This window comes from Caballeronia sp. LZ001 (assembly GCF_031450875.1).
Classification (GTDB): Bacteria; Pseudomonadota; Gammaproteobacteria; order Burkholderiales; family Burkholderiaceae; genus Caballeronia.
Genome location: NZ_JARTVX010000003.1, coordinates 551,568 through 575,668 on the forward strand (window position 1 = coordinate 551,568; position 24,101 = coordinate 575,668).

A 24,101-nucleotide genomic window follows, 5' to 3' on the forward strand; every position below is an offset into this window, starting at 1 on the left:
AGCCTTGCATGACATTCTCCGTGATCGGACGTTGCCAGGAAACCGGCCAGCTTGGCATTGCAATCAGTTCGTCGAGTATCGCCGTGGGCGCGCGATGTCCGTGGGCACGCGGCGGCGTGGGCGCGGTGGCCACGCAGAACGTGACTTTGCCCGCACTTGGGCCGCAGATCCTCGACCTCATCGACACTGCGCAACTCGATCCTCAGGCGGCGCTCGACCGTGCGCTCGATGCGAATGCGTACAGCGAATATCGGCAAGTAACGGTCATCGACGCTCATGGCCGCACCGCGTTTTTTAGCGGCAAGGAAGCGCTTGGCCTGCATCACGCGGTGGCTGGAGATCAATGCGTCGCCGCAGGCAACATGCTTGCGAGCCTCGGCGTGATCGAAGCCATGATTCCCGCGTTCGAAAACACCAAAGGCATGCTGGCGGATCGTTTGCTCGCTGCGATGCGGGCGGCGATGACCGCAGGCGGCGAAGCCGGACCGGTGCATTCCGCGGCGCTCAAGATCGTAAGCGATCTGAGTTGGCCTATCGTCGATCTGCGCGTCGATTGGGCCGACGCCGACCCCATCGGCCAGCTCGATGGTCTGTGGCAGGCTTATCGGCCGCAAATGCAGGACTACGTGACCCGTGCGCTGAACCCGACAGTGGCGCCTAGCTATGGAGTGCCGGGCAATGAGTGAGATGTCGAGCCGCGACTTGCTCGAACGGCTGATCGGCTTTGCAACCGTCAGCCGCGATTCGAACCTGGAACTCATCGAGTTCGTTCGCGACACCCTTGCGAATCTCGGCGTCGAGAGCGAACTGTTTTATAACGCCGAGCGAACGAAGGCGAATCTGTTTGCGACGATCGGTCCGCGTGACAGGGGCGGCATCGTGCTATCCGGTCATACCGATGTCGTGCCCGTCGATGGCCAAGCCTGGACGCTCGATCCCTTTCGGCTTACCGAGAAGGAAGGGCGCTTATATGGCCGCGGCACGGCGGATATGAAGGGTTTTATCGCTTCGGTGCTGGCCTCGGTCCCCACGTTCCTTGAGAAATCGCTAGTCATGCCCGTACACCTTGCCTTCTCTTACGACGAGGAAGTCGGTTGCCTTGGGGTGCGGCGCATGTTGGAGCAACTGGCAAGGCGCCCACACAAGCCCGTTTTGTGCCTGATCGGAGAGCCTACCGAACTGAAGCCGGTGCTCGGTCATAAAGGCAAGCTCGCCATGCGCTGCCAGGTGAAGGGCGCGGCTTGTCACTCGGCTTACGCGCCCTACGGCGTGAACGCCATAGCGTATGCAGCACGTCTTATCGGCAAGCTGGATGATATTGGCGAGCACCTGGCACGGCCCGAGCACCATGACGCACTCTTCGATCCACCCTATTCGACCGTGCAAGCAGGCGTCATCAAAGGTGGGCGTGCGCTCAATATCGTGCCGGCGGAATGCGAATTCGATTTCGAAGTGCGTGCGCTTCCCGGCTTCGACGCGCATGAGGTGGCGGATGAATTGCAAAGCTTTGCCGAAGCCGAATTACTTCCGAAGATGCGCGCGGTGAAAGCGGACACGGACATTCGCTTCGAATCCTTGAGCGCCTATCCGGGCTTGGCCACACCGCCAGATAGCGAAGCAGCGCGCTTGCTGACGCTTCTTAGTGGCTCGAACGAGTTCGGCACGGTGGCGTTCGGCACCGAAGGCGGACTCTTCAATCAAGCGGGCATCCCAACCGTGGTGTGCGGACCGGGAAGCATGGATCAAGGGCACAAGCCCGACGAGTTCGTGAGCGTCGAGCAACTCGACGCCTGCGACGCCATGCTCGCGCGTCTTGCGGATTATCTAGCAACCGCTTCCTGACACGCGCCATGGCGCGTTCGAGAGCCCCGAGACTTTCGACGGGCTCCGCGGTGCGCATGGTCTTTCGAAACGACTCGCGCATGCGCAAAATCAATAAAGGAGACGACTTTGAATACGTCGGATAGCAACACGTCCTCGTTCATCGAGAAGCATACGATCGGCTATGTGCCGCCGGAGGATCGGCATGGCAAGGTGCGCGATCTATTCACGCTCTGGTTCGGCGGAAACATTGCGCCATTGCCTATCGTGACGGGCGCGCTTGGCGTGCAGATATTCCATTTGAACTTGCTGTGGGGAATCGTCGCGATCATCGTCGGTCAGGCAGTGGGCGGCGTGTTGATGGCGTTGCATTCGGCGCAAGGGCCACAGATGGGTATCCCGCAGATGATCCAGAGCCGCGCGCAGTTCGGATCATGGGGCGCGTTGCTCGTCACGGTGATTGCGGGCGTGATGTACGTGGGTTTCTTTGCATCGAATATCGTGCTCGCGGGCAAGTCGTTGCACGGCATCGAAACGTCGATATCGGTGCCGGTCGGGATCGTCATTGGTGCGGTGGGCTCGGGGTTGATCGGGATCATCGGCTATCGATTCATTCACATACTCAATCGAATTGGCACGTGGGTGCTGGGCATCGGTATCTTCGTGGGCTTTGCATACATCTTCACGCATATCGCGACGGCCGACTTCTTCACACGCGGCGGCTTCAATTTCGCGGGCTGGCTGGCTACCGTTTCCTTGTCCGCGCTATGGCAGATTGCGTTTGCACCTTATGTTTCCGACTACTCGCGCTATTTGCCGAGCAATGTGCGTGTAGCGTCGACGTTTTGGGCGACGTATCTGGGCTGCACCATTGGCTCCTCGCTTGCGTTTGCCTTCGGTGCGGTCGCCGCGCTTGCCGTCGCGCCCGGCGCCGATACGATGGACGCCGTCAAGACTGCGACCGGCCCCCTCGGCTTGCCCATGCTCGTCTTGTTTCTGCTTAGCGTGATTAGTCATAACGCGCTCAATCTCTATGGCGCGGTGCTCGCCACGATTACTTCGTTGCAGACGTTTGCTTATCGCTGGATTCCCACGGCCAAAGCGCGCGCCGTGCTTTCAGTCGCGATTCTGCTTGCCTGCTGCTATGGAGCGATTGGCGCATCGACCAACTTCGTGGGAAATCTCGTCGATCTGGTGCTTGCCTTGCTCGTGGTGCTCGTGCCCTGGACCGCGATCAATCTGATCGACTTCTATGTCATCCATAAAGGGAAGTACGATATTCAATCGATCTTCGAAGCCGATGGCGGCATTTATGGGCGCTTCAATCCGCAGGCTTTGATCGCTTATGCAATCGGCATCATCGTGCAGATTCCGTTCATGAATACGCCGATGTACGCCGGTCCCGTGCCGAAGTATCTCGATGGCGCGGATCTGTCGTGGGTCATTGGCCTGCTGCTGACTTCGCCGCTTTATTACTGGCTGGCTTCGCGGGATTCGGGCTATCGGCGCAGACAAGAGGGCGCGTTGACGATGCGGCAAGCGCGCACGGGTCCCGGGTACGAGTGATGATGCCTGGCGGCGCGGCGATCCGTCTGCATGAGGATCGCCGCTCGCGGTCGCGTTTAGGTCATCCAGCTGACATGCGCGCTGACGACCTTCCATCCATCCTCGAAGCGTATCCACGTCTGACTTTGTCGGCCTATACGCGCGTCGCCTTCCCTCCGGAATTCGATATTTGCAACGGCCATCGAATCTCCATAGGTCGTCACCATTCGTGCCGTCACCTCGCGCGCCAAACCTGTTCCGGACCGTGCCGCACGAAACTCGCGTATGGCGTCGTAGCCGTAGAGATTTTCCGTCGCCCCATAGCGCACCGTTAGCGACGAATCAAAAAACAGGTCATCCAGCATCGCGACGTCATTGCTAGTCAGGGCACGTTCATACGCGTCGAACACCGCATTCACTTCCTCAAGAACATCCGGTCGATTGATCTCGTTCACGCTTTCTCCCCGGCAAAACGCGGTGTCGCACAGCCCGCTACGCCAGCCTGCTCCAGACGCCGGGCGGCTTCGAATGCCAGGTCTTCGCGCCACGGCGCGGCAATCAACTGAACTCCCATCGGCAAGCCGGCTTCCGTTCGCATAGGCGCGGTCACAACGGGCAACCCAAGGCACGAGATGGGTTGCGTCAACATGCCGAGGCTGGCTCGCACTGCCATTCGCTCACCGCGGACCTCCATGAACTCGTCGCCGATGCGCGGCGCCACGACTGGCGTCGCTGGCGCGATCAAGACGTCGTAGCGCTCGAAGAGTTCCAGCACGCGTCGCCGCAACGAAGCGCGGACGCGTTGCGCCTGAATGATCCATGCGGCAGGCAGCAACGCACCCGCGATCAAGCGGTCGCGCGACAAAGGCTCACGCTCGTCGTAGTGCGCGCGAAGGTCCTTCATGTGCAATTGGCCGCCCTCGGCAGCGGTGATGAGAAACGCTGCACCACGCGCCGCATCGGCATCCGGATACTCGACGGTATCCGTCGCATCGAGCGCGGCCGACGCAGTGAGCGATGCGTTGCGTGCATCGTCGTGTGCGTAGTCGTCGAAATAGCCGGTCAGACGTGCAACGCGCAAGGTTCCGCTCATCGCACGCGCGGGCTCGAATTCACGCTGCGCGCAAGCCATATCGAGTGGATCGGCGAACTGTAGCGCCTCATAGGCAGCGCCGAGGTCCTCGACACTGCGCGCGAATGCACCCATATGATCCAGACTCGCGACGAACGGATACGTTCCGCGCCGCGACAAGCGTCCATAGGTCGGCTTTACGCCGAACACGCCGCACAGCGAGGCAGGCACGCGCACTGACCCATTCGTATCGCTTCCGAGAGTGAGCGGCACGAAGCCCGCCGCGACCGCCGCGGCGCTGCCGCCCGACGATCCACCCGCCGAGCGTGTCAGGTCGTGCGGATTGCGGCACGGTCCCGCGTGACTGTTCTCGGTGGTGAAGCCGTAGGCGAACTCGTCCATGTTGAGCGCGCCGACCATGATTGCGCCATGATCGGTGAGTCGTGTAACGAGCGTGGCATCCGCAGCGGCGGGCGCGGCATTGGCGAGCACGCGCGATCCCGCGATCGTCGTGACGCCCGCGATGTCGAACAGGTTCTTCGCCGCAAAGGGAACGCCTGCGAGCGGTGGCAAAGCAGCGCCGCTCGCGCGCCGTGCATCGAGGGCAGTGGCTTCATCGAGTGCGCGTTCGCGCGTGATCGTGGTGAAGGCGTTGATCTGCGCGTTAAACGTGTCGATGCGAGCGAGCGTTGTTTCGATCAATTCGCGCGCACTGAATGCACCTTCGGCATAGGCGCGTGCAATGGCAACTGCGCCAGCAGGGAATGCGTCGTTGATGGTCATGGGCGATACACCGGCGCAGGTTCATCCTGGGCATCGACGGGATAGGCGAGTACCGGTGCCGCGAGTTGCGCGATGCGCGCGAATTGCGTCTTGACACGCGCGGCGGTGTCATCCGTTAGATGAGGGAAGTGCAGCCGAAGTGCGGCGTCGGCATAAGCGTCGAGCGTTCCATCGATTTCCGGTGGCTTGTTCATGGTCTCGTTCGATGTTGAAAGCGATGATGAGTAGACAAGGTCGTCTACCTCATTCGATTTTGAAAAACAGACTTCGCGCCCGCGCAATCAAGGCACGGTCGCTGTTACGCGGACCGATCAAGGACAACGCGAGCGGGCCGGTCGACTCGTTCGCAATGGGTATGGTCACTTGCGGCAGTCCGGCAAATGCCGCGATGGCGTTGAAGGTCAAGGCATCGCTATAGAACGCGCCGATACGCTCCGACGTTTCATTCTGGCGCAAAAGCGAGACGGGCGTAGTTGGCAGCACAATCAAGGCATCGGCGACGATATGCGCAATATGTGCCGCATATTCCTCGCGTAAAGCGTGGCACCGATTCACTTCCGCGTCGTCGATCGACTTGAGCCGCGCGAAGCGTGGCGCGATGTTCGCTCCGAAGCGCGGCGTATGCGTGTCGATCCATGAACCAAGAGACGCACGTATCGCGTCGTCCTGCAACTGCTGATAGACATGCAGCCAGTCCGAGCCCTCGCCCGCGAAGAGTTCGATCTCGGCGGATGCGGGTGCAAATTCGCGCAGACGCGCGGAACCGTGCGCGTCGAATGCGTCCTTGCAGCGCAAGAGACGCGTGGGAGCATCGTGGGAAGCGACCTCATCGAGGAGCACGTTTGCAACGCGCGCAAGCACATCACCCGAGCGCGCGAACCATCCGACCGTGTCGAAGCATGGTGCAAACGGCAGCACGCCATCGAGCGATACCGCGTCGTGCGTTGGCCGTATGCCCCAGAGTCCGCAGAACGCGGCAGGCACACGCACCGAGCCGCCGGTGTCGGTGCCGAGTGCGAAATCGACACTGCCGCTCGCAACCGCCGATGCCGATCCGCTCGACGATCCACCCGGCAATGCATGCGGCCAACGCGGATTGAGCGGCGTGCCATAGTGTTCGTTCGAGCCTTCGAGGCTGTAGGCGAGTTCATCGGTGATGGTCTTGCCATCCACGGATGCGCCCGCCGCTAACAGCTTCGCCACGCACGGCGCATGACATTGCGCGGCATCGTGCGTGGCAAACCAATCGGGATTGCCGCCGCCCGTCGTCACGCCCGCGATATCGATCAAATCCTTCACCGCAAAACGCAAGCCATCGAGCGCGCCGCTGCCGGTTGCGTTCACGCGAATACGCGGACCGGGAACGAAAGCGTTCATGCGGCCGTGCTGTTCAATGCGTCGGCGAATTGCAACGAATCCGCGACGAAGCCATAGCATTTCTTCACGTTCCAGATACTCGCTTCCGTGCAGAAGTCGGGCGATGAAGTCGCGCAACAATCGATGAGCATCACGCAACCGTAGCCGAGAAAATTGGCATCGGTGAGTGTGTGCATCACGCATTGGTCCGTGTTCACGCCCGCGAAAAACACGGTACGTGTACCGAGATTACGCAAAATGCTGTCGAGCGGCGTGTCCCAAAAGCCGCTGATGCGGTACTTGTCCACGCTGATGTCTTGCGGCTCGATCTTCAGTTCATCGACCACGGCGGCGGCCCACGAATCTTTTTCGAGGACATGTGCGCCATGTTCAGGCAAGGCCTCGCCAAGCCCGATGCCCGTTCCCTTCGGCTTATACAGATGCAGTTGATTAGGCGGCATGTTGGCGAGATCGGGCCTATTGCCCCAGTTCACCCAAATCACCGGCACGCCGCTTTTCCGCGCGATCGGCAGCAGGCGCTGCAATGGCGCTATTGGTGCACGGTCCGCACCGTAATCGCCCCCGATATGGTCGACCCACCCGCCTTTGGTGCAGAAGTCGTTCTGCATGTCGATGATCACGAGCGCTGTTTTCTCGATGTCGAAGCGCACTTTCTGCGGCTCGGCATCGAGTGTCGCGAGCCGCGGAACGGGCGTTGGCACGGCCATATCGACGAGCGTTTCCGTCGCTTGCCAGCGCGTCTGCGCGAATGCGCCGAGCAAGCCAGCGCCTGACGTGGCGGGGTTCGGGGCGTGGTCCATCGTGTTCTCCATCGTAAAGAGTTGAGGATGTTGCCGCAGGTCGCCGATGACACCGAACGCGACTGACGCGACGTATTCGTCATTCACGCGCGGGTCGAACATGGCATTGAAGTTGCAATGTGCATTTCACTCATGAATAACCTACTTACCGAAATCCAACGCAAAAGGAGTGCCAGTGATGTTCCGTTCGCAACAGCCTTCCATCCTGATGAAACGCGTCGTGGCCATTGCCGGCGTAGTTGCGCTCGGCGTGCCGGCGTTCTTTATCCGCCCTGCGCACGCGGCCGATGAAGCGATGCGCGTGGGCGTCCTGATCCCCGGTTCGAAATCCGACAAGGGCTGGATGGAGTCGGGGTATGAAGGCGTCGCGGCCGCGCAAAAGGAGTTCGGCCCGAAGCTGAAGACGCAGATCATCGAGAACATCAACTACGCGGACATGGAGCAGGCGCTCACGAATCTCGCGACGAAGAATCAGCTCGTGATCGGCATCGGCGGTCAGACGCAGGCTGCGGTACTCAAGGTCGCGAAGCGCTTTCCCAACGTGAAATTCTCCATCGTCGGCGGCAACAAGGGCGAGAACATGCCGCCGAATGTCGCGGGCTATGACGTGAAGCAGGCCGAGATCGCTTATGTCGCGGGCGCGGCTGCAGCCATGCTGTCGAAGAACGGCGCGGTGAGTTATGTGGGCGGCATGGAGATTCCGTCGATCGTGAATGCGGGCAAGGAGTTCGGCAACGGTGCGCGCTATATCAATCCGAAGGTCAAGTACTTCGAGGCTTATACCGGCGACTTCGACAACGTGGCGAAGGCGCGCGAAGCGACGGCAGCGGCCATCGCGCAGGGCGCGGACGTGCACTATCACATCCTGAATCTCGGCTTGCGCGGGCTCGAACAAGCGGCGAAGGAAAAAGACACGCACATCATCGGCAGCTATACGGACCGTTGCGGAAGCGATCCGCTTTACATCGCATACAGCATCACGGGCGTGGGCTATCAGGCGCAGTACGCCATCGAGCAACTGGAGAAGGGGCAATGGCAGCCGGGCTATAAAGCGTTCGGCCTTGCAATGGGGCCGAAAGCATCCGGCATGGTGATCTGCAAATCCACGCCCGCCATGGACGCCAAGATCAAGCAGATCGAAGACGATATCCAGAGCGGCAAGATCAAGGTTTCTGAAGGATGAGCACGCTGGCTTCCCCATCCGCCGATAGTTCGCCCATTCTCTCGCTGCAGGGAATCGGCAAACGCTTCGGCGCGTTCACGGCGCTCGACGACGTCTCGCTCGACCTGTTTCCCGGCGACGTGCATTGTCTGCTCGGCGAGAACGGCGCGGGCAAGTCGACGCTGTGCAATGTGATCTTCGGTGTGCATCAGCCGGACGCGGGTGCCATGCGCGTCAACGGCGCGCCGTATCGGCCGCGCAATCCGCGCGAAGCGCTCGCGAACGGTATCGCCATGGTGCATCAGCATTTCAGTCTCGTCGACGATGCCACCGTGCTCGACAACCTGTTGCTCGGTCAGGCGCGCGGCTGGCTCGACCGGCCAGCGGAAGCCACGCGCGTGCAAGACGTGTTGGCGAGCGTCGGTCTCGATCTTTCGCTCGACGCGAAGATCGCGGACTTGTCCGTCGGCGAACGGCAACGCGTCGAGATCGTCAAATGCCTGATGCGCGAGCCGAGTCTTCTGCTGCTCGATGAACCCACCGCCGTGCTCTTGCCCGCCGAGATCGATGCGTTGCTCGACACGTGCGAACGCGTGGCGAAACGCGGTTGCGCGGTGGTGCTCGTGACGCACAAGCTCAAGGAAATCGGCCGCATTGCGACACATGCGACCGTGCTGCAATCCGGACGCGTGGTCGCGCGTTCGTCGAATCCATCGAGGGATATCGACCGGCTCGTGCACGCGATGATTCATCGCGAAGACAGCGATGCCGCCGACGATCTCGCGACGCGTCTGTCACTCGTGCAAAGCGGCTCGCCGTACTCGCGACCGCTCGACGACGAAGTACTGCAACTCGACGGCCTGAGCGCTCGCGACGCGGAAGGCGTCACGCGTCTCGCGGACTGCACGCTCGTCGTGAATCGCGGCGAAATCGTCGGTATCGCGGGCGTGGAAGGCAACGGTCAAAGCGAACTCGGCGCGGTGCTCGCGGGCATGCTGAGCGCATCGTCGGGGCGCTTCTTTATCGCTGGCCGCGACATGTCCAACGCCAGCCCGCGCGAATTAACGGAAGCGGGCGTCGGTATCGTGCCGGAAGATCGTCACGCGGTAGGCTGCGTCACCGGCATGAGTCTCACCGACAACCTCTTGCTCAATCATCTCGACCGCTATACGCGCGGTGGCTTTCTGCGCCGCCGCGCCATGCGCGATGCCGCGCTCGAACTCATGCAACGTTTCGACGTGCGTGCAAGCGGCCCCGATGCGTTGTTCGGCGGACTCTCCGGCGGCAATCAGCAGAAAGCCGTTCTTGCACGCGAACTCACGCTCGACCCTTTGCTGTTCCTGCTTGCGGCGCAGCCCACGCGCGGGCTCGATGTCGGCGCGGTGGCCGCCGTCTATGCGCATATTCGCGCGGCGCGCGATCGCGGCGTGGGCGTGTTGCTCATTTCCTCTGAACTCGACGAACTGATGAGCGTCGCCGATCGCATCGTCGTGCTGTATCGCGGTCGCATCATGGGCACTTGTACGCCCGATGCGAGCAATCGCGGTCGTATCGGCGCATGGATGGCGGGCTCGGGAGATAACGCATGAACGTCAACATGAAGCTGCATCGGCCCTTCGCGGCAACGTCCGGCGCGCGCCATGCGCCGCAATTACGCGTTGCGTTCGTGATCGCGGCGGCCGTGCTCTTTGCAATGCTCGCGGCGCTCGGCTTGATCGCGGTGATGGGCGTATCCATTGCCGATGCGCTCGCCGCGTTCGCAGATGGCGCGTGGGGCTCGCCCTATGCAATCGGGGCCTCCGTCAATCGCAGCCTCGCGTTCGCGCTCGTCGGCACGGGCTTTGTCATCGCAAACCGCGCGAAGCTGACCAACGTGGGCGGAGAAGGGCAACTGGCGATAGGCGGCATAGTTGCCACGGCGATGAGTCTCTACGGCGGATGCGCGCACTTGCCTTTCGGCCTCGCCTTTATCGTGCCGATGCTCACGGCGGCCGCCGCAGGTGCGGTATGGGGCGGCGTTCCCGGCGTGCTGAAAGCTAAAGCCGGTACCAACGAAGTCATCAGTACGCTGCTGCTTTCGTTCATCGCCGTGTGGCTGCTTTACTGGTGCGTGCAAAGCGATGCACTGTTGCGTCAACCAATGACGAGCGGCGCGACCTTGCCTGAATCGCTGGAAATTCCCGATGTAACCAAGCTGCCGGCCATCTTCATGGCAAGCGGCATGAATCTGAATATCGGCTTGCCGGTGACGCTCGTGCTGGCTGTTGCATCGGCCGTGATGCTCGCGCGCACGCGCTTCGGCCTGTCGTTGCGCGCAGCGGGGCTCAACGCCGTTGCCGCCAAGCGCGCGGGCTTGCCGATTACGTCATCGCTCGTCGGCGCGCTTGCGATCGCAGGCGCGTTCAGCGGACTCGCCGGCGCGTTGATGCTGCAAGGCGATCAATACTCGCTGAAGGCGGGCTTCTCGTCGGGCTACGGTTTCGATGGCCTTGTCGTCGGTTTACTCGCGCGTGGTTCGATCACCGGCGTGTTCGCGGCGGCCTTGATGTTCGGCTTCTTGCGCTCGGGTGGCATCAACATGGAGATGGTCGCGCAAGTACCATCAGCGCTCGTGCTGATCGTGCAGGGCATCGTCACGATCGCTTTGGCAGGCGGCGCAATGTGGCTCGATAAAGGAGAAACTTCGCGATGAACCTCGAACTTCTCGCGGTCTTTGCGGGCGCATCCATTCGCCTGGCCGCGCCCATGTTGCTTGCTTCGACCGGCGAACTCATCAGCGAACGCGCAGGCGTGTTGAACATGAGCGTCGAAGGCATGATGCTGACGGGCGCGTTTCTCGGCGCGGTGTTTTCCTGGCTGACGGGGCATCCATCGCTCGGGCTTTTATGCGGCATGCTCGGCGTGATTCCGCTTGCCTTGCTGCAGGCGTTTCTGAGCGTGACCTTGCGCGCGAATCAGATCGTGACGGGCATCGGCATCAACATTCTCGCGCTTGGTGGCACGACGCTCGCATACCGGGCAGTTTTCGGCGAACGTTCCAGCGCGGTCATTCCCGGCCTCGCGCACTGGTCGCCGCCCGTGCTCGGCAAATTGCCGTTGATAGGCGAGCCGGTGTTCGGCCAGGTGTGGCTGCTGTATGCGGGGTTTGCCGTTTTGATCGCAACGTCGGTCATCATGCGCCGCACCGCGCTCGGCATTGCGCTGCATGCGACAGGCGTCGCGCCACGCGCCGTCGATCAATCGGGGCTGCCTGTCACGCGCATTCGTTATGGCGCGGTGGTGTACTCGGGCGTGATGTCGGCGGCAGCGGGCTGCTTCATTTCCATCGGCGACATACACACGTTCACGGAGAATATGACCAACGGTACGGGTTATCTGGCGATTGCCGCCATCATCTTCGGCAACTGGAAGATCGGCCGCACGGCGCTCGCGTGTCTCTTGTTCGGTGCCGCCACGGCCATGCAGTTTCAGCTCCCGATGTTCGGCCTGCACGTGCCCACCGCGTTGCTCATCATGTTGCCGTATTTGCTTGCGTTGATCGCGGTGGCGGGGCTCATCGGCAGACAGACCGCACCGCGCGCGCTCACGCTGCCGTTCAGACGTTAAAGGCGGGTAACATCGACATGTCCTTATCAACGACACGACTCATGGCCCCGCCCAAGCTGAAAAGCGCCTCGAAAGAAGATGCCGCGCCCACACGCCGCGCGCAGCTCGCGGCGAAGACGAAGGAGCGCATCTTCAGGATCGCCATTCGCGAGTTCGCGGACAAGGGCTTTTCCGGTGCGCGCGTAGAGACCATCGCGAGCCGTTCGAAGGTCAACATCCGCATGATCTATCACTACTTTGGCGGCAAGGAAGCGCTTTATGTCGAAGTCCTGGAGCATGTGCTCGCGCGCCTTCGCGAAGCCGAATTAGCTGTCACGCTCGACGCGCATACCGTCGATCCCGCCGCAGGCATTTTGCAACTTTATGATTTCACCGAAGGCCATTTCGCGGCACATCCCGAGTTGCTGTGTCTGCTTTCATGGGAGAACCTGAATCGCGCGCGCTACATGAAGCGTTCGAAGGTCATTCCCGCAATGTCGTCGCCGGTGCTCGACATGCTGCGCACGCTGATCCGTCGTGGCGAGACGGCAGGGACGTTAAGACGCGGCATCGACCCGTTGCATCTCTATGTCACGCTGGTGAGTCTCGCGTATTTTCACAAATCGAACGCGTACACGCTGTCACGCATGTTCGATACCGAGATGCTCGCCGCATCGTGGCAGTCCGCGCACAAGGATCAGGCGCATCAACTCGTGCGCGCGTTTCTCGCAAGAGAAGGTACGATGAAGCTCGCGGTGAATGCGTGATGCGGTGAATGCGTGTAGCGGTGAATGCGTGAATAAGCGTGCGATTCAAGCCGCGCGCAGGCATGTTTGCGAAGGCCGCAGCAAAGAAGCATTGCGATGCGCCGCCTCTTTGTGATAAAAGCCGAGCCACGCACGCGTCCGTTATCGACGCGGGACATGCATTGGGAGTCAAGGTTGAGAAGGTCCGCCGAAAACAAGTTGAAGGTCGTCGCGGTTCGTGTCGAGCCCGCGATCGAACAAAGATTACGCATACTGGCGGAAGCGACTGGGCGCAAGCAGTCGTTTTTTCTGCAGCAGATGATCGAAAGCGGCATCGCCGCAATGGAAGAGCGGTGGCTCTCGCCGCAAGTGCTCGAACAGGTCAGGAGCGGCGCGTTGCAGTCGTTGCAGCCATCGAGCGGTGCGACGTCGGATTTGTTCGGCGATTTGCACGACGCTCAGGCCGAATGAGCGGCTTCGCTCACGCGGAAGCGGCCACCCTAAACCTGAGCAAAACCCAGTGCCATATCGAGAAAGTTCGCGGTCTTGGCTTGCGTGGCTTCAATCCGCGATGCCAACGCAAGCCTGATCGATACGGCTTTGCCGGTCATGTCGGCATACACGACGCCTTCGACCTGTATCTGGCACACGGAAGCCGGCACGAGCGACACGCCGAACTCGGCTGCGACGAGGTTCACGACCGACGAAAGCTGCGGCGCCTGCTGGCCTGCAACGGGCTCGAAACCGGCCTCCCTGCATGCGCCGACGATCACATCGTGCAGCGTCGGACTCGCCACGCGCGGCAGCATGACGAAGGGATCTTCGGCTAGCGCTGACAATGCGATCTTCTTTTTCTTCGCCAGCCGATGCGTGACGGGCAGCACCACACGCATGGGCTCTACCGCGATGTGGTGAAACTCGACGCCCACGGGCGACTGGCTGCCGAGCCGCACGAACGCGACATCGACGGTGCCTGCATCGAGATAAGCCAGCAATTGGGCGGTGTTGCCTTCGGCCAACGTAAGCGTAACGTTAGGAAACGCCTGCCGATACGCGCGAATCAGTTGCGACACGACCGGATTGAACGCCGCAGAACCCGTGAAACCGATGTTGAGTTGCCCCATCTCACCGCGTCCCGCGCTTTGCGCGTTTTCCACGGCAATGCGCGTGTCGTTCAGGATGCGTCTGGCATCGGCCGCAAACGCTTCTCCGGCCTCGGTCAGCACCACGCCGTGCCCCGTGCGACGGAACAGGCGCACGCCGATTTCGTCTTCTAGAGCGTGAATCTGCTGACTGAGCGGCGGCTGCCCGATGCCGAGCCGCTCCGCCGCGCGCGTCACGTTTAGCTCTTCGGCCACGGCCAGAAAATAACGAATATGGCGCAATTCCATGCGATATCTGTTAAAGCTATTTCAGAAAGACGAGATAGATATTGGACAGTATAACAACGACGCGACAAAATAACGCTATCGCGCAGACCGCGCGCCTATAACTCTTCCTCCAATACACACGGCCGGTTTTCGACTGAGGCCGATGGGACGAGTCGCGCTCGACGAGCGTGCCGGCGACGTGCTGCGGTTGCTCAATCCAAAGTGAGAAGGGGTCTGCCCGTGGCTGAAGCCGTAAAAAAACCAAGGCCCGAGTTCCGGAACATCGGGCTTGGTCAACTCGCGAAGTATCGCTTGCCGCTCGCGGGGAAGGTGTCCATCCTGCATCGCATCAGCGGCTTGCTGCTTTTCGTGTCGCTGCCGTTCATTCTCTATCTGCTCGATCAGAGCCTGACCTCGGAACTCAGTTTCGACGCGTTCAAGGGCTTTCTGGCCAACCCCATCGTCAAGATCATCACGCTCGTGCTGTCGTGGGCGTATCTGCATCACTTCTGCGCGGGCATTCGCTTTCTGCTGCTCGACACGCACGTTGGCGTGAACAAGGAAGGCGGCAAGCAAAGCGCGTTGATCGTGCTCGTCGTCTCGCTGCTTCTCACGGCTGTGATGGCCCTTAAAATTTTCGGAGCCTTCTAAGACCATGGCAACCCAAAACAGAGTTGGCCCGAAGCGCCTGGTCGTGGGCGCGCATTACGGCCTGCGCGACTGGCTCGCGCAACGTATCACCGCCGTCGTGATGGCGGCGTACACCGTCATTTTGCTGTTCTGGTTCTTCGCCGCACACAGCTTCTCCTATGAAGGCTGGGCGTCCATCTTCGCCATGCAGTGGATGAAGCTTGCCACGTTCGTGACTCTGCTTTGCCTGTTCTATCACGCGTGGGTCGGCATTCGCGATATCTGGATGGATTACGTGAAGCCCATGGCCGTGCGCCTGTTTCTTCAGGTGCTGACCATCCTCTGGCTCGTCGGATGCGCCGGCTACGCTGCACAGATTCTCTGGAGAGTTTAAAGAACATGGCTGCAATCAAGACTTCCCTGCCGCGTCGCCGTTTCGACGTGGTCATCGTGGGCGCGGGCGGCTCGGGCATGCGCGCATCGCTGCAGCTCGCGCGTGCGGGCCTGTCGGTCGCTGTTTTGTCGAAGGTGTTTCCCACGCGCTCGCATACGGTCGCCGCGCAAGGCGGCATTGGCGCCTCGCTTGGCAACATGAGCGAGGACAACTGGCACTATCACTTCTACGACACCATCAAGGGCTCCGACTGGCTCGGCGACCAGGATGCAATCGAATTCATGTGCCGTGAAGCGCCCAACGCCGTGTATGAGCTCGAACACATGGGCATGCCGTTCGACCGCAATCCGGATGGCACGATCTATCAGCGTCCGTTCGGCGGACACACGGCCAACTACGGCGAAAAGCCCGTGCAACGCGCCTGCGCCGCGGCCGACCGTACCGGCCACGCGTTGTTGCACACGCTGTATCAGCAGAACGTCGCGGCCAAAACGCACTTCTTCGTCGAATGGATGGCGCTGGACCTGATCCGCGACGCCGAAGGCGATGTGCTCGGCGTCACCGCGCTGGAGATGGAAACGGGCGACGTGTATATCCTCGAAGGCAAGACCACGCTGTTCGCCACGGGCGGCGCGGGACGTATCTTCGCGGCATCGACGAATGCGTTCATCAACACGGGCGATGGCTTGGGCATGGCCGCGCGCTCGGGCATCGCGTTGCAGGACATGGAGTTCTGGCAATTCCACCCGACCGGTGTCGCGGGCGCGGGCGTGCTGATTACCGAGGGCGTGCGCGGCGAAGGCGGCATCTTGCGCAATTCGAACGGCGACCGCTTCATGGAGCGCTACGCACCGACGCTCAAGGACCTCGCGCCGCGCGACTTCGTTTCGCGTTCGATGGATCAGGAAATCAAGGAAGGCCGTGGCGTGGGTCCGAACAAGGACCACGTGTTGCTGGATCTGTCGCACATCGGCGCCGAGACGATCATGAAGCGCTTGCCGTCGATTCGCGAGATCGCGCTCAAGTTCGCCAATGTCGATTGCATCAAGGAGCCCATTCCCGTGGTGCCGACCATCCACTATCAAATGGGTGGCATACCGACGAACATGCACGGGCAGGTCGTGGGTACGTCCAATGGTTATAACGAGCCGGTCAACGGGTTCTACGCGGTGGGCGAATGCTCGTGCGTCTCGGTGCACGGCGCGAACCGTCTGGGCACGAACTCGCTGCTCGACCTGGTGGTGTTCGGCCGCGCGGCGGGCAATCACATCATCAAGCACGCGAAGGAGTTGAAAGAGCACAAGCCGCTGCCGGCCGATGCCGCCGACTTCGCGCTCGAACGCCTCGCGGTGCTGGAGAAGTCGACGTCGGGCGAATACACGCAGAACATCGCCAACGACATTCGTTCGACCATGCAGGCGCATGCGGGCGTGTTCCGCACATCGAAGCTGCTCGAAGAGGGCGTGAGCAAGATCGACGAACTGACCGCGCGCGTGAAGCACGTGCATCTGAAGGACAAATCGAAGGTGTTCAACACGGCGAAGGTCGAGGCGCTGGAGTTGGCGAACCTGATCGAAGTCGCGCGCGCGACCATGGTGTCGGCCGAAGCGCGCAAGGAAAGCCGTGGCGCGCACGCGCACAGCGACTTCGAGCATCGCGACGATGAGAACTGGATGCGCCATACGCTGTGGTTCAGCGAAGGCGATCGCCTCGACTACAAGCCGGTGCAGATGAAGCCGCTGACGGTCGAATCGGTGCCGCCGAAGGCACGGACCTTCTAAGGCACAAGGGAAAATCGAAATGGCAAAGAGAATCTTCGAAGTCTATCGCTACGATCCGGACAAGGACGCAGCCCCGCGCATGCAGACCTACGAGCTGGAGATCGACTCGCACGAACGCATGCTGCTCGATGCACTGCTCAAGCTGAAGTCGGTCGACGAGACGCTGTCGTTTCGCCGTTCGTGCCGCGAAGGCGTGTGCGGCTCGGACGCGATGAACATCAACGGCAAGAACGGTCTCGCGTGTTTGCAGAACATGAACGATCTGCCGCAGCGCATTGTGCTGCGTCCGCTGCCGGGCTTGCCGGTGGTGCGCGATCTGATTTGCGACTTCACGCAATTTTTTAATCAGTATCATTCGATCAAGCCGTATCTGATCAACGACACGCCGCCGCCGGAAAAAGAGCGTCTGCAGTCGCCGGTCGAACGCGACGAGCTCGACGGGCTGTACGAGTGCATTCTGTGCGCGAGTTGCTCGACGTCGTGCCCGAGCTTCTGGTGGAATCCGGACAAGTTCGTCGGACCGGCGGGCTTGCTGCAGGCGTATCGCTTCATTGCGGATAGCCGGGATGAAGCGACCGGCGAGCGTTTGGACAATCTGGAAGATCCGTATCGTCTGTTCCGTTGCCACACGATCATGAATTGCGTCGACGTGTGCCCGAAGGGGCTCAACCCGACCAAGGCGATCGGCAAGATCAAGGAATTGATGGTGCGCCGCGCGGTGTAGCGCGAATGGCGTAACAAGCATTGAACGACTGCCGAAGCTGAGCGTGAGCCAGCTTCGGCAGTTGTCGTTTGAGAGCTAGCCCAAGCGCGCAAACGTCCCGTCGAAAAGGGACAGACACTAAGACTAACTAAGCACATGTTTAACTATCCGGTTAGAATATCTAGATCGAACAGGTGCCGTCCTCGGCACCGTTAATCGCCATGCTCCTCGCATGGTGTTGAGAAGGGCCGTGCCGCGCGCAACCCTGCGCCGTGCAGCAACGCTTCGTCTGCAAGCCTGTTTCGCCGATGCGTTCCCATCCAGCGTACCGAAGGCTCTATCCTTCGCGACCGACCGCGCCCGAGCTTCTTGGAGAAAATAGATGTCTACGAGTAATACCCGTGTTTCAGCCGCGCTGAGAACCGGTTGTGTGTTGTTGGGGCTCGCAATGCTGGCCACGGGTCTGTTCTTCGTTGCAGGCGGCGCGAAGCTCGTCTTGCTGCACGGCAGCCCGTACTTCGTGATCGCCGGGATCGTGATCGCCGTGGCCGCGGTGCAGTTGATGCGCGCGCGGTCTTCGGCGGTCATCGTGTATGGCGTGGCGTTCGTCGGCACGCTGATCTGGGCCTTGATCGACGCAGGCTTCGATTTCTGGCCGCTGGTGTCGCGTCTCATGTTGCCGACGGGCTTCATGGTGCTCACGTTGCTGCTGTGGCCGTCGTTGCGCAAGCATGAGAGGGTGACGCCCGCGTCGAAATGGGCATACGGTTTGAGCGCGCTGTTTGCGTTGGGCATGGTCGTCACGTTCGTGCAGATGTTCGAACCGCACGACCCGGTCGCCTTCGAAGGCACGCCTGCGCCGCTCGCACCGCTTGCACAGAACGACGCGCAGAAGAATTGGAGCAACTATGGCAATACGCCGGGCGGCAGCCGCTTCGTGGCGCTGAACCAGATCACGCGCGACAACATCAAGGACCTGCACGTTGCATGGACTTTTCATACGGGCGACGTGCCGGTGAGTCCCGGTGGCAACGGCGCGGAAGATCAGCAGACGCCGTTGCAAGTGGGCGATCGCATCTTCATGTGCACGCCGCATAACAACGTGATCGCTGTCGATGTCGACAGCGGCAAGCAAATCTGGAAACGCGAAATCAATGCGCAGGCGCAGGTGTGGAACCGTTGTCGCGGCCTCGCATACTTCGATGCCACGCAAGCGCTTACGCAGCCTTCGGTCGCGGGTTCGACGCCCGTGATCGCGCCGACGCTTGCATCGGGCGAAGCGTGTCAGCGCCGCATCCTGATGAACACGATCGATGCGCGCCTCGTTGCCATCGATGCCGATAACGGCGCGCTCTGCGAAAGCTTCGGCGACCATGGTTTCGTGAATCTGAAAGCAGGCCTTGGCGCGGCGGATGACCCCAAGTATCAGCTTACTTCCGCGCCGACGCTTGCAGGCACGACCGTGGTCGTAGGCGGGCGAGTAGCGGATAACGTGCAGACCGACATGCCCGGTGGCGTGCTGCGCGGTTTCGATGTCATCACGGGGCAAATGCGCTGGGCCTTCGATCCGGGTCATGACGATCCCAACGCGCAACTCGAGCCGGGTCAGACCTTTGCTCGGAGCACGCCGAACTCGTGGGCGCCCATGTCGTACGATCCCGCGATGAACACGGTGTTCATCCCGATGGGCAGCTCCTCGGTGGATCTCTGGGGCGCGAACCGCACGGCTCTGGATCATCGTTATGCCACATCCATCCTCGCGCTCGATGCCACGACGGGCAAGGAGAAGTGGGTCTACCAGACGGTCCACAACGATTTGTGGGACTTCGACGTTCCCATGCAGCCGAGCCTGATCGACTTCCCCGAGAAGGATGGTTCGACCAAACCCGCCGTGGTCTTCGGCACGAAGTCCGGGCAGATCTTCGTGCTCGATCGGCTTACGGGTCAGCCGCTCACGCGCGTCGAGGAAAAGCCCGTCAAGAAGGGCAGCATTCCCGGCGAGCAGTATCCCGATACCCAGCCGTACTCGGTCGGCATGCCGCTCATCGGCGCCGATACGCTGAAGGAATCGGACATGTGGGGTGCCACGCCTTTCGATCAACTCATCTGCCGAATCAGCTTCAAGTCGATGCGTTACGACGGACTCTTCACGCCGCCCGACACGGACATCTCGCTGAGCTTTCCAGGCTCGCTCGGCGGCATGAACTGGGGCAGCCTTTCGACCGATCCGAATAGTCATTACATCTTCGTGAACGACATGCGCCTCGGCCTCTGGGTGCAGATGATTCCGCAGAAGACCGACAACGTGCAGGCCAGCAACGGCGGCGAGTCCGTGAACACCGGCATGGGCGCGGTGCCGCTGAAGGGCACGCCTTACGCCGTCAACAAAAACCGCTTCATGTCGCCGCTCGGTATCCCTTGTCAGAAGCCGCCTTTCGGCACGCTTTCCGCGGTCGATTTAAAGACGCAGAAGATCGTATGGCAAGTGCCTGTGGGCACGGTGCAGGACACGGGTCCCTTCGGTATCAAGATGGGGATGAAGATGCCCATTGGCATGCCGACGCTCGGCGGCACGCTGGCGACGCAGGGCGGCCTCGTGTTCATCGCGGGGACGCAAGACTACTACCTGCGTGCCTTCGATAGCGCGACCGGCAAGGAGGTATGGAAAGCGCGTCTGCCGGTGGGAAGTCAGGGTGGACCGATGAGCTATGTATCGCCGAAAACGGGCAAGCAGTACGTGCTCATTTCGGCGGGCGGCGCGCGACAGTCGCCGGATCGGGGCGATTATGTCATCGCCTATGCACTGGATCATTGAGTACGCGCCGTCGCTTGGTTAAAGTGACGGCTTCTCTTCGAGCCTGTCGGCCTGGCGCGTCAGCACAACAACAATATGCGTCTTACATCTCTTTCGGGCCGCTGTCTGGCCCTGGCCCTGACCCTGCTAGGCACGTTTGGCATGGGCGCTACGGCGGTTCATGCGCAGAGCGCCGTGACCTTGTATGGAACGATCGACACCAGCATCGAGGTGACGAATCCCGGTTCAGGGTGGACGCCGCGCATGGATTCGGGCGCGTATCGCGGTTCGCGCTTCGCGCTTCGGCATGCGGGGCGCCGAACCACTGACTGGCGACACGCGTCTCCTGTTCGATCTCGAAAGCGGCTTCAGTTCCGCTGACGGGACGCTTGCGACCGCGGGCACCTTGTTCAATCGTCAGGCATGGATCGGCGTCGGCGCGCCGTGGGGCGAAGTGCGCATGGGGCGTCAGTATTCGCCGATCTACATTCCGTTCAAGGGACAACTCGACGCCTTCGGTGCCGGGACGATCGCATCGGGTCTCAACAACCTGTCGAAGATCACGCCTTATACGGATAACGGCATCACGTATCTGTCGCCGGACATTCACGGCTTCACGACGACCATCATGTTCGCCTTGCGCGATGCCGGCGCGGGCAATGGCTTGTCGGGCAATTACGAAACCTTCGCGTATCGCAACGGGCCGTTCCGTATTGCTTACGCGCATCAGGACACGCAGGGCAGCACGGGGCTACGTTCGAATCTGAGTGGCGTGTCGTATCGCTTCGGCAAGACGACGGCGTTTCTCAACTTCTTCAATGGCGATGGCGGATCGCCGCGTTATCACGACGACGGCATGTCCGTCTCGATGCGCTACGCGTTCTCGCCGGCTCTGCGCGCATCGCTTGGTTATGCTTATGCGCGCGATCGATCGGGCGGCGACAATAACGCGGACCAGTTCAGCATTGCGTGCGAATACGATCTTTCGAAGACATTGATGTTCTACGCGACAGGCGCGATGCTGCGTAATCGCGGCGATGCCACCTTCACCTTGCGCGGTGTGAATGTGACGGGGCTTCCGGCCGCGTATCCGGGTGCGCCGATTCGCGGCGTGCAGATCGGCGCAATCGAGCGATTTTGAGCGGCTCCAGGCGGCTTTAAGCGACGCTAAGCGGCTTTATCGAAGTGCGTCGATCAAACCGCGCAACGCGACGCGCAACGGATCGTCCGATGTCGGCTTGCCGACGAACCTCATCGCGGGCGCGCATGTCAAGTCAGGCATCGAAATTCAGCATCATTTGACCTATCCGAAATAAGAAGTCGAACAGAATCCATGTACAAAAAAGGCGCGGCACTCGAATTGCAGTTTGCTCCGGCTCGTTTGAATAGCGGCGCTGGCGATCCCTACTGGATCGATCTGACCGTGGAAGAAGCGCGACGTCTTCATGCCGAACTCGACGCGTACCTCGCCGCCGATCGCGAGCGGGGCGCAGACCCGCTGGTGGTCACGCTCGACCGTGGCGCAGAGGACGAGACGCTCAAGGACGAGCAGCCGCCAGCGGCACGCTCCCACGTCGAATCCGAATTCAAGCAATGGGTCTGCGTGATCTGCGGATGGATCTACGACGAAGCCACGGGTGATCCTGAACACGGCGTTGCAGCCGGCACGCGCTGGAGCGACATTCCGGACGACTGGCGCTGCCCGCTGTGCGATGTCGGCAAGGAAGACTTCGCGCTGGTCGAGTTCTGAAAGACCTTCGTTCGTTTCATCGAGTTACCGAGTTGCCGATTAGCGGGCGACCTTGCATCGGCGCTTGTCCGTGGTCTGTCGCGGTGGAAGGTATCTGCGATAATCGGCGCATTGCATCGAGACCTCACCGCCATGCATCCATTGCTCAACGCCGCAGCACTCGCAGAACTCGCGCAAGCCGCCGAAGATCGCGCGCGGGGTGTCGTATGCGACTGCACGAAGACGGCCCTCGATGGCTGGCAATCGCAGCCTTTATCGCTAGACGAAGCGGCGCTCGTTCAGGTCGGCACGCTCATGCCGCCGGATGATCCCGAGCCGACTTACGCGGAGTATCCGCCGGGGAATTCGCAATACTGGTCGGCGGAGGCACCTATCGCGCCGCGCTACTTTCCGTATAACCGCTGCGACGTGTGGGAATGCTCGAAGTGCGGCAGGCTTTATTTGCGTTATACGGAAGGCGGCGGTTATTTTGTCGATCGTCGCATTCGCGCGCTCAAGGCGCGTCTCGTGGAAGACGCCGCGCTTGAATAAAGCGCGCGGCGCGACTCATCCCTTGCCGCGCGCGGGAGCGCTTTCCCCCTCGGGCGCAGGCGTTCCCTTCGATGTCCCTCGCGCCGCGCTGACGAGATCGCGCAGCGTCCGCACGACACGGTAGCCGATCAATCCCCAAGTCGTATTGGCAATCTGCATCGTCCATGCATGGCTGCCGTTGTTGCGGCTCCAGTAGGTCTTGAAGCGCTCGGAACCCACGCCGAAGTCGATGTCATAGCGCTGCTCGAAGGCCCACTTCACGCTGTGTTCCCATGCAATGGAGCCCGGTCCGAACCGGCCGTATTCCGCATTGAATCCCGCGATAACGGCGTTCGCCATCGGATTGCCGTGACTCATGATGACCGCGGCCATTGGCTGGTCGTCGAGTGTCACCATCATGAGTCGCGCGGGCGGTTCCTTGTCGGACGTCTCGCCGCGGTAGGTGAGCGTGGAGATGAGAAAGCGTTCATAGTACGGCGAAAACAGCCATTTTCCGCGCTTGCCGACACGGTCGCTCCAGCCACGCTTGGATTCGAGCATCCAGCGCACGTAGCGCGCGATTGCTTCGGTATCCGATGTATTGACCATACGAATACTCAGTGCGCCTTCCTTGGCCAAGCGACGTTCGAGCTGACCGGGCTTCTTGCCGAACATCGTGCCGAGCGAACCGGAGAACGTCTTCCAGTCGCTTTCGTCGCGCAATTTCGCTATCCACGATTCATGCCGCGACCGGCCGAGAATATGCCGCTCCGCCGACGCAATGCGATGCAACTCCGACCCTTCGTTCATGTAGGGAAGGTGGATGAAATCCGTCTTGAAGCGTTCACACGCAATACGCCATGCGCGCTCGATCAACGCCCGTGCGTCCTGACCGTCCTCGACGAGCACGCTGGTGTAATCGCCGGCATCGGGGCTAAGGGGCAGCAGATACGTCCACAGTGCGCGTCGATAAGCAACGAGCGGCCACACCAGCCGAAGCTCGCCGTTCTCGCGCAAGACGATGCAGCGCAACTTGCGGCGTCGCGGTTTGGCAACGTGCAGCCACGCAAGCAGACACACATCGAAACGCTGGAAGTAGCGGCCCTGTGCTTTCAGCCAAAGCGTCTCCCATTCGTCCTTGAGCGCACGCAAGCCAGGCTCGTCGCAGACGAGTTCGATTCGTATCTCGGAGTCGCGCATCGGGTCGCTCTTGACTGACTGTCCATCCTTGAATATCCCACGACTTCAGAGCGACTTAGGTTCGGGATCGCTCATAGG

23 protein-coding genes and 1 pseudogene are annotated in these 24,101 nt (G+C 61.1%); 17 read left to right on the forward strand and 7 right to left on the reverse strand.

The window, feature by feature from the left end:
• Positions 1-8 precede the first annotated feature (8 nt).
• The 3 genes from P9292_RS06980 (at position 9) to P9292_RS06990 (ending at position 3,387) form a co-directional block, all read left to right on the forward strand.
• Entirely contained in the window at positions 9-686 is a 678-nt protein-coding gene (locus P9292_RS06980; RefSeq protein ID WP_244830203.1) for a DUF1028 domain-containing protein, read from the forward strand.
• Positions 679-1,842, forward strand: coding sequence for an acetylornithine deacetylase (gene argE, locus P9292_RS06985; RefSeq protein WP_309848049.1), 1,164 nt, complete (start codon positions 679-681; stop codon positions 1,840-1,842). The genes P9292_RS06980 and argE overlap by 8 nt, the downstream gene beginning before the upstream one ends.
• 108 nt (positions 1,843-1,950) lie before the next feature.
• Positions 1,951-3,387 (forward strand): cytosine permease, encoded by a 1,437-nt coding sequence (locus P9292_RS06990; RefSeq protein WP_250468377.1) that lies wholly within the window; start codon positions 1,951-1,953, stop codon positions 3,385-3,387.
• A gap of 56 nt (positions 3,388-3,443) precedes the next feature.
• Here the strand turns inward: P9292_RS06990 and hpxZ are convergent, their stop codons facing one another.
• Genes hpxZ through P9292_RS07015 form a run of 5 tightly spaced genes read right to left on the reverse strand, consistent with a single transcriptional unit; the run spans position 3,444 to position 7,398 of the window.
• Positions 3,444-3,821: an oxalurate catabolism protein HpxZ gene (hpxZ, locus tag P9292_RS06995; RefSeq protein ID WP_244830206.1), complete on the reverse strand. Its 378-nt coding sequence runs from the start codon at positions 3,819-3,821 to the stop codon at positions 3,444-3,446.
• Positions 3,818-5,221 (reverse strand): AtzE family amidohydrolase, encoded by a 1,404-nt coding sequence (locus P9292_RS07000; RefSeq protein ID WP_309958419.1) that lies wholly within the window; start codon positions 5,219-5,221, stop codon positions 3,818-3,820. The genes hpxZ and P9292_RS07000 overlap by 4 nt, the downstream gene beginning before the upstream one ends.
• Positions 5,218-5,415 (reverse strand): AtzG-like protein, encoded by a 198-nt coding sequence (locus tag P9292_RS07005; protein ID WP_250494077.1) that lies wholly within the window; start codon positions 5,413-5,415, stop codon positions 5,218-5,220. The genes P9292_RS07000 and P9292_RS07005 overlap by 4 nt, the downstream gene beginning before the upstream one ends.
• Before the next feature lie 49 nt (positions 5,416-5,464).
• Complete coding sequence (locus P9292_RS07010) at positions 5,465-6,598, reverse strand: amidase (protein WP_309958420.1); 1,134 nt, start codon at positions 6,596-6,598, stop codon at positions 5,465-5,467.
• A complete protein-coding gene (locus P9292_RS07015; RefSeq protein WP_309958748.1) occupies positions 6,595-7,398 on the reverse strand; it encodes a cysteine hydrolase in 804 nt (267 codons plus the stop codon). The genes P9292_RS07010 and P9292_RS07015 overlap by 4 nt, the downstream gene beginning before the upstream one ends.
• A 175-nt stretch (positions 7,399-7,573) precedes the next feature.
• Between P9292_RS07015 and P9292_RS07020 the strand changes: the two genes are divergently transcribed.
• From P9292_RS07020 to P9292_RS07045, 6 genes are all read left to right on the forward strand, one after another.
• Positions 7,574-8,581 (forward strand): BMP family protein, encoded by a 1,008-nt coding sequence (locus P9292_RS07020; RefSeq protein ID WP_404989399.1) that lies wholly within the window; start codon positions 7,574-7,576, stop codon positions 8,579-8,581.
• The gene (locus P9292_RS07025) at positions 8,578-10,149 is read left to right on the forward strand and encodes an ABC transporter ATP-binding protein (protein ID WP_309958421.1); all 1,572 of its coding nucleotides are present in this window, start codon (positions 8,578-8,580) and stop codon (positions 10,147-10,149) included. Before P9292_RS07020 ends, P9292_RS07025 begins: the two co-directional genes overlap by 4 nt.
• Entirely contained in the window at positions 10,146-11,252 is a 1,107-nt protein-coding gene (locus P9292_RS07030) for an ABC transporter permease (protein ID WP_409015130.1), read from the forward strand. Before P9292_RS07025 ends, P9292_RS07030 begins: the two co-directional genes overlap by 4 nt.
• Positions 11,249-12,166, forward strand: a complete 918-nt coding sequence (locus P9292_RS07035; RefSeq protein WP_309958422.1) for an ABC transporter permease — start codon at positions 11,249-11,251, stop codon at positions 12,164-12,166. The genes P9292_RS07030 and P9292_RS07035 overlap by 4 nt, the downstream gene beginning before the upstream one ends.
• Positions 12,167-12,207: 41 nt before the next feature.
• On the forward strand, positions 12,208-12,912 hold the full coding sequence (locus P9292_RS07040; protein WP_250468368.1) for a TetR family transcriptional regulator: 705 nt from the start codon (positions 12,208-12,210) through the stop codon (positions 12,910-12,912).
• Positions 12,913-13,086: 174 nt separating this feature from the next.
• A complete protein-coding gene (locus P9292_RS07045) occupies positions 13,087-13,362 on the forward strand; it encodes a hypothetical protein (protein ID WP_244831042.1) in 276 nt (91 codons plus the stop codon).
• A gap of 29 nt (positions 13,363-13,391) precedes the next feature.
• On the opposite strand, the gene P9292_RS07050 is transcribed toward P9292_RS07045, so the two are convergent.
• Positions 13,392-14,282 carry a LysR family transcriptional regulator gene (locus P9292_RS07050; protein ID WP_244830215.1) on the reverse strand — a complete coding sequence of 297 codons (891 nt, stop codon included), beginning with the start codon at positions 14,280-14,282 and terminating at the stop codon, positions 13,392-13,394.
• 219 nt (positions 14,283-14,501) lie between these two features.
• On the opposite strand from P9292_RS07050, the gene sdhC reads away from it, so the two are divergent.
• The 8 genes and pseudogenes from sdhC (at position 14,502) to P9292_RS07090 (ending at position 22,844) form a co-directional block, all read left to right on the forward strand.
• Positions 14,502-14,912 carry a succinate dehydrogenase, cytochrome b556 subunit gene (sdhC, locus tag P9292_RS07055; RefSeq protein WP_244829107.1) on the forward strand — a complete coding sequence of 137 codons (411 nt, stop codon included), beginning with the start codon at positions 14,502-14,504 and terminating at the stop codon, positions 14,910-14,912.
• A 4-nt stretch (positions 14,913-14,916) separates the two neighbouring features.
• Positions 14,917-15,285: a succinate dehydrogenase, hydrophobic membrane anchor protein gene (sdhD, locus tag P9292_RS07060; RefSeq protein ID WP_250511816.1), complete on the forward strand. Its 369-nt coding sequence runs from the start codon at positions 14,917-14,919 to the stop codon at positions 15,283-15,285.
• Positions 15,286-15,290: 5 nt separating this feature from the next.
• On the forward strand, positions 15,291-17,066 hold the full coding sequence (gene sdhA / locus P9292_RS07065) for a succinate dehydrogenase flavoprotein subunit (protein WP_244829109.1): 1,776 nt from the start codon (positions 15,291-15,293) through the stop codon (positions 17,064-17,066).
• A gap of 19 nt (positions 17,067-17,085) precedes the next feature.
• Positions 17,086-17,790, forward strand: a complete 705-nt coding sequence (locus P9292_RS07070; protein ID WP_244829110.1) for a succinate dehydrogenase iron-sulfur subunit — start codon at positions 17,086-17,088, stop codon at positions 17,788-17,790.
• 361 nt (positions 17,791-18,151) lie between these two features.
• Positions 18,152-20,584, forward strand: coding sequence for a glucose/quinate/shikimate family membrane-bound PQQ-dependent dehydrogenase (locus P9292_RS07075; RefSeq protein ID WP_309958423.1), 2,433 nt, complete (start codon positions 18,152-18,154; stop codon positions 20,582-20,584).
• Positions 20,585-20,725: 141 nt separating this feature from the next.
• Positions 20,726-21,704 (forward strand): annotated as a pseudogene (locus P9292_RS07080) (porin).
• Between the two features lie 192 nt (positions 21,705-21,896).
• On the forward strand, positions 21,897-22,313 hold the full coding sequence (locus P9292_RS07085) for a rubredoxin (RefSeq protein WP_284503456.1): 417 nt from the start codon (positions 21,897-21,899) through the stop codon (positions 22,311-22,313).
• Positions 22,314-22,445: 132 nt separating this feature from the next.
• Complete coding sequence (locus P9292_RS07090; protein ID WP_250468137.1) at positions 22,446-22,844, forward strand: hypothetical protein; 399 nt, start codon at positions 22,446-22,448, stop codon at positions 22,842-22,844.
• Between the two features lie 15 nt (positions 22,845-22,859).
• On the opposite strand, the gene P9292_RS07095 is transcribed toward P9292_RS07090, so the two are convergent.
• Positions 22,860-24,023 carry a GNAT family N-acetyltransferase gene (locus tag P9292_RS07095; protein ID WP_244830221.1) on the reverse strand — a complete coding sequence of 388 codons (1,164 nt, stop codon included), beginning with the start codon at positions 24,021-24,023 and terminating at the stop codon, positions 22,860-22,862.
• Between the last annotated feature and the right edge of the window lie 78 nt (positions 24,024-24,101).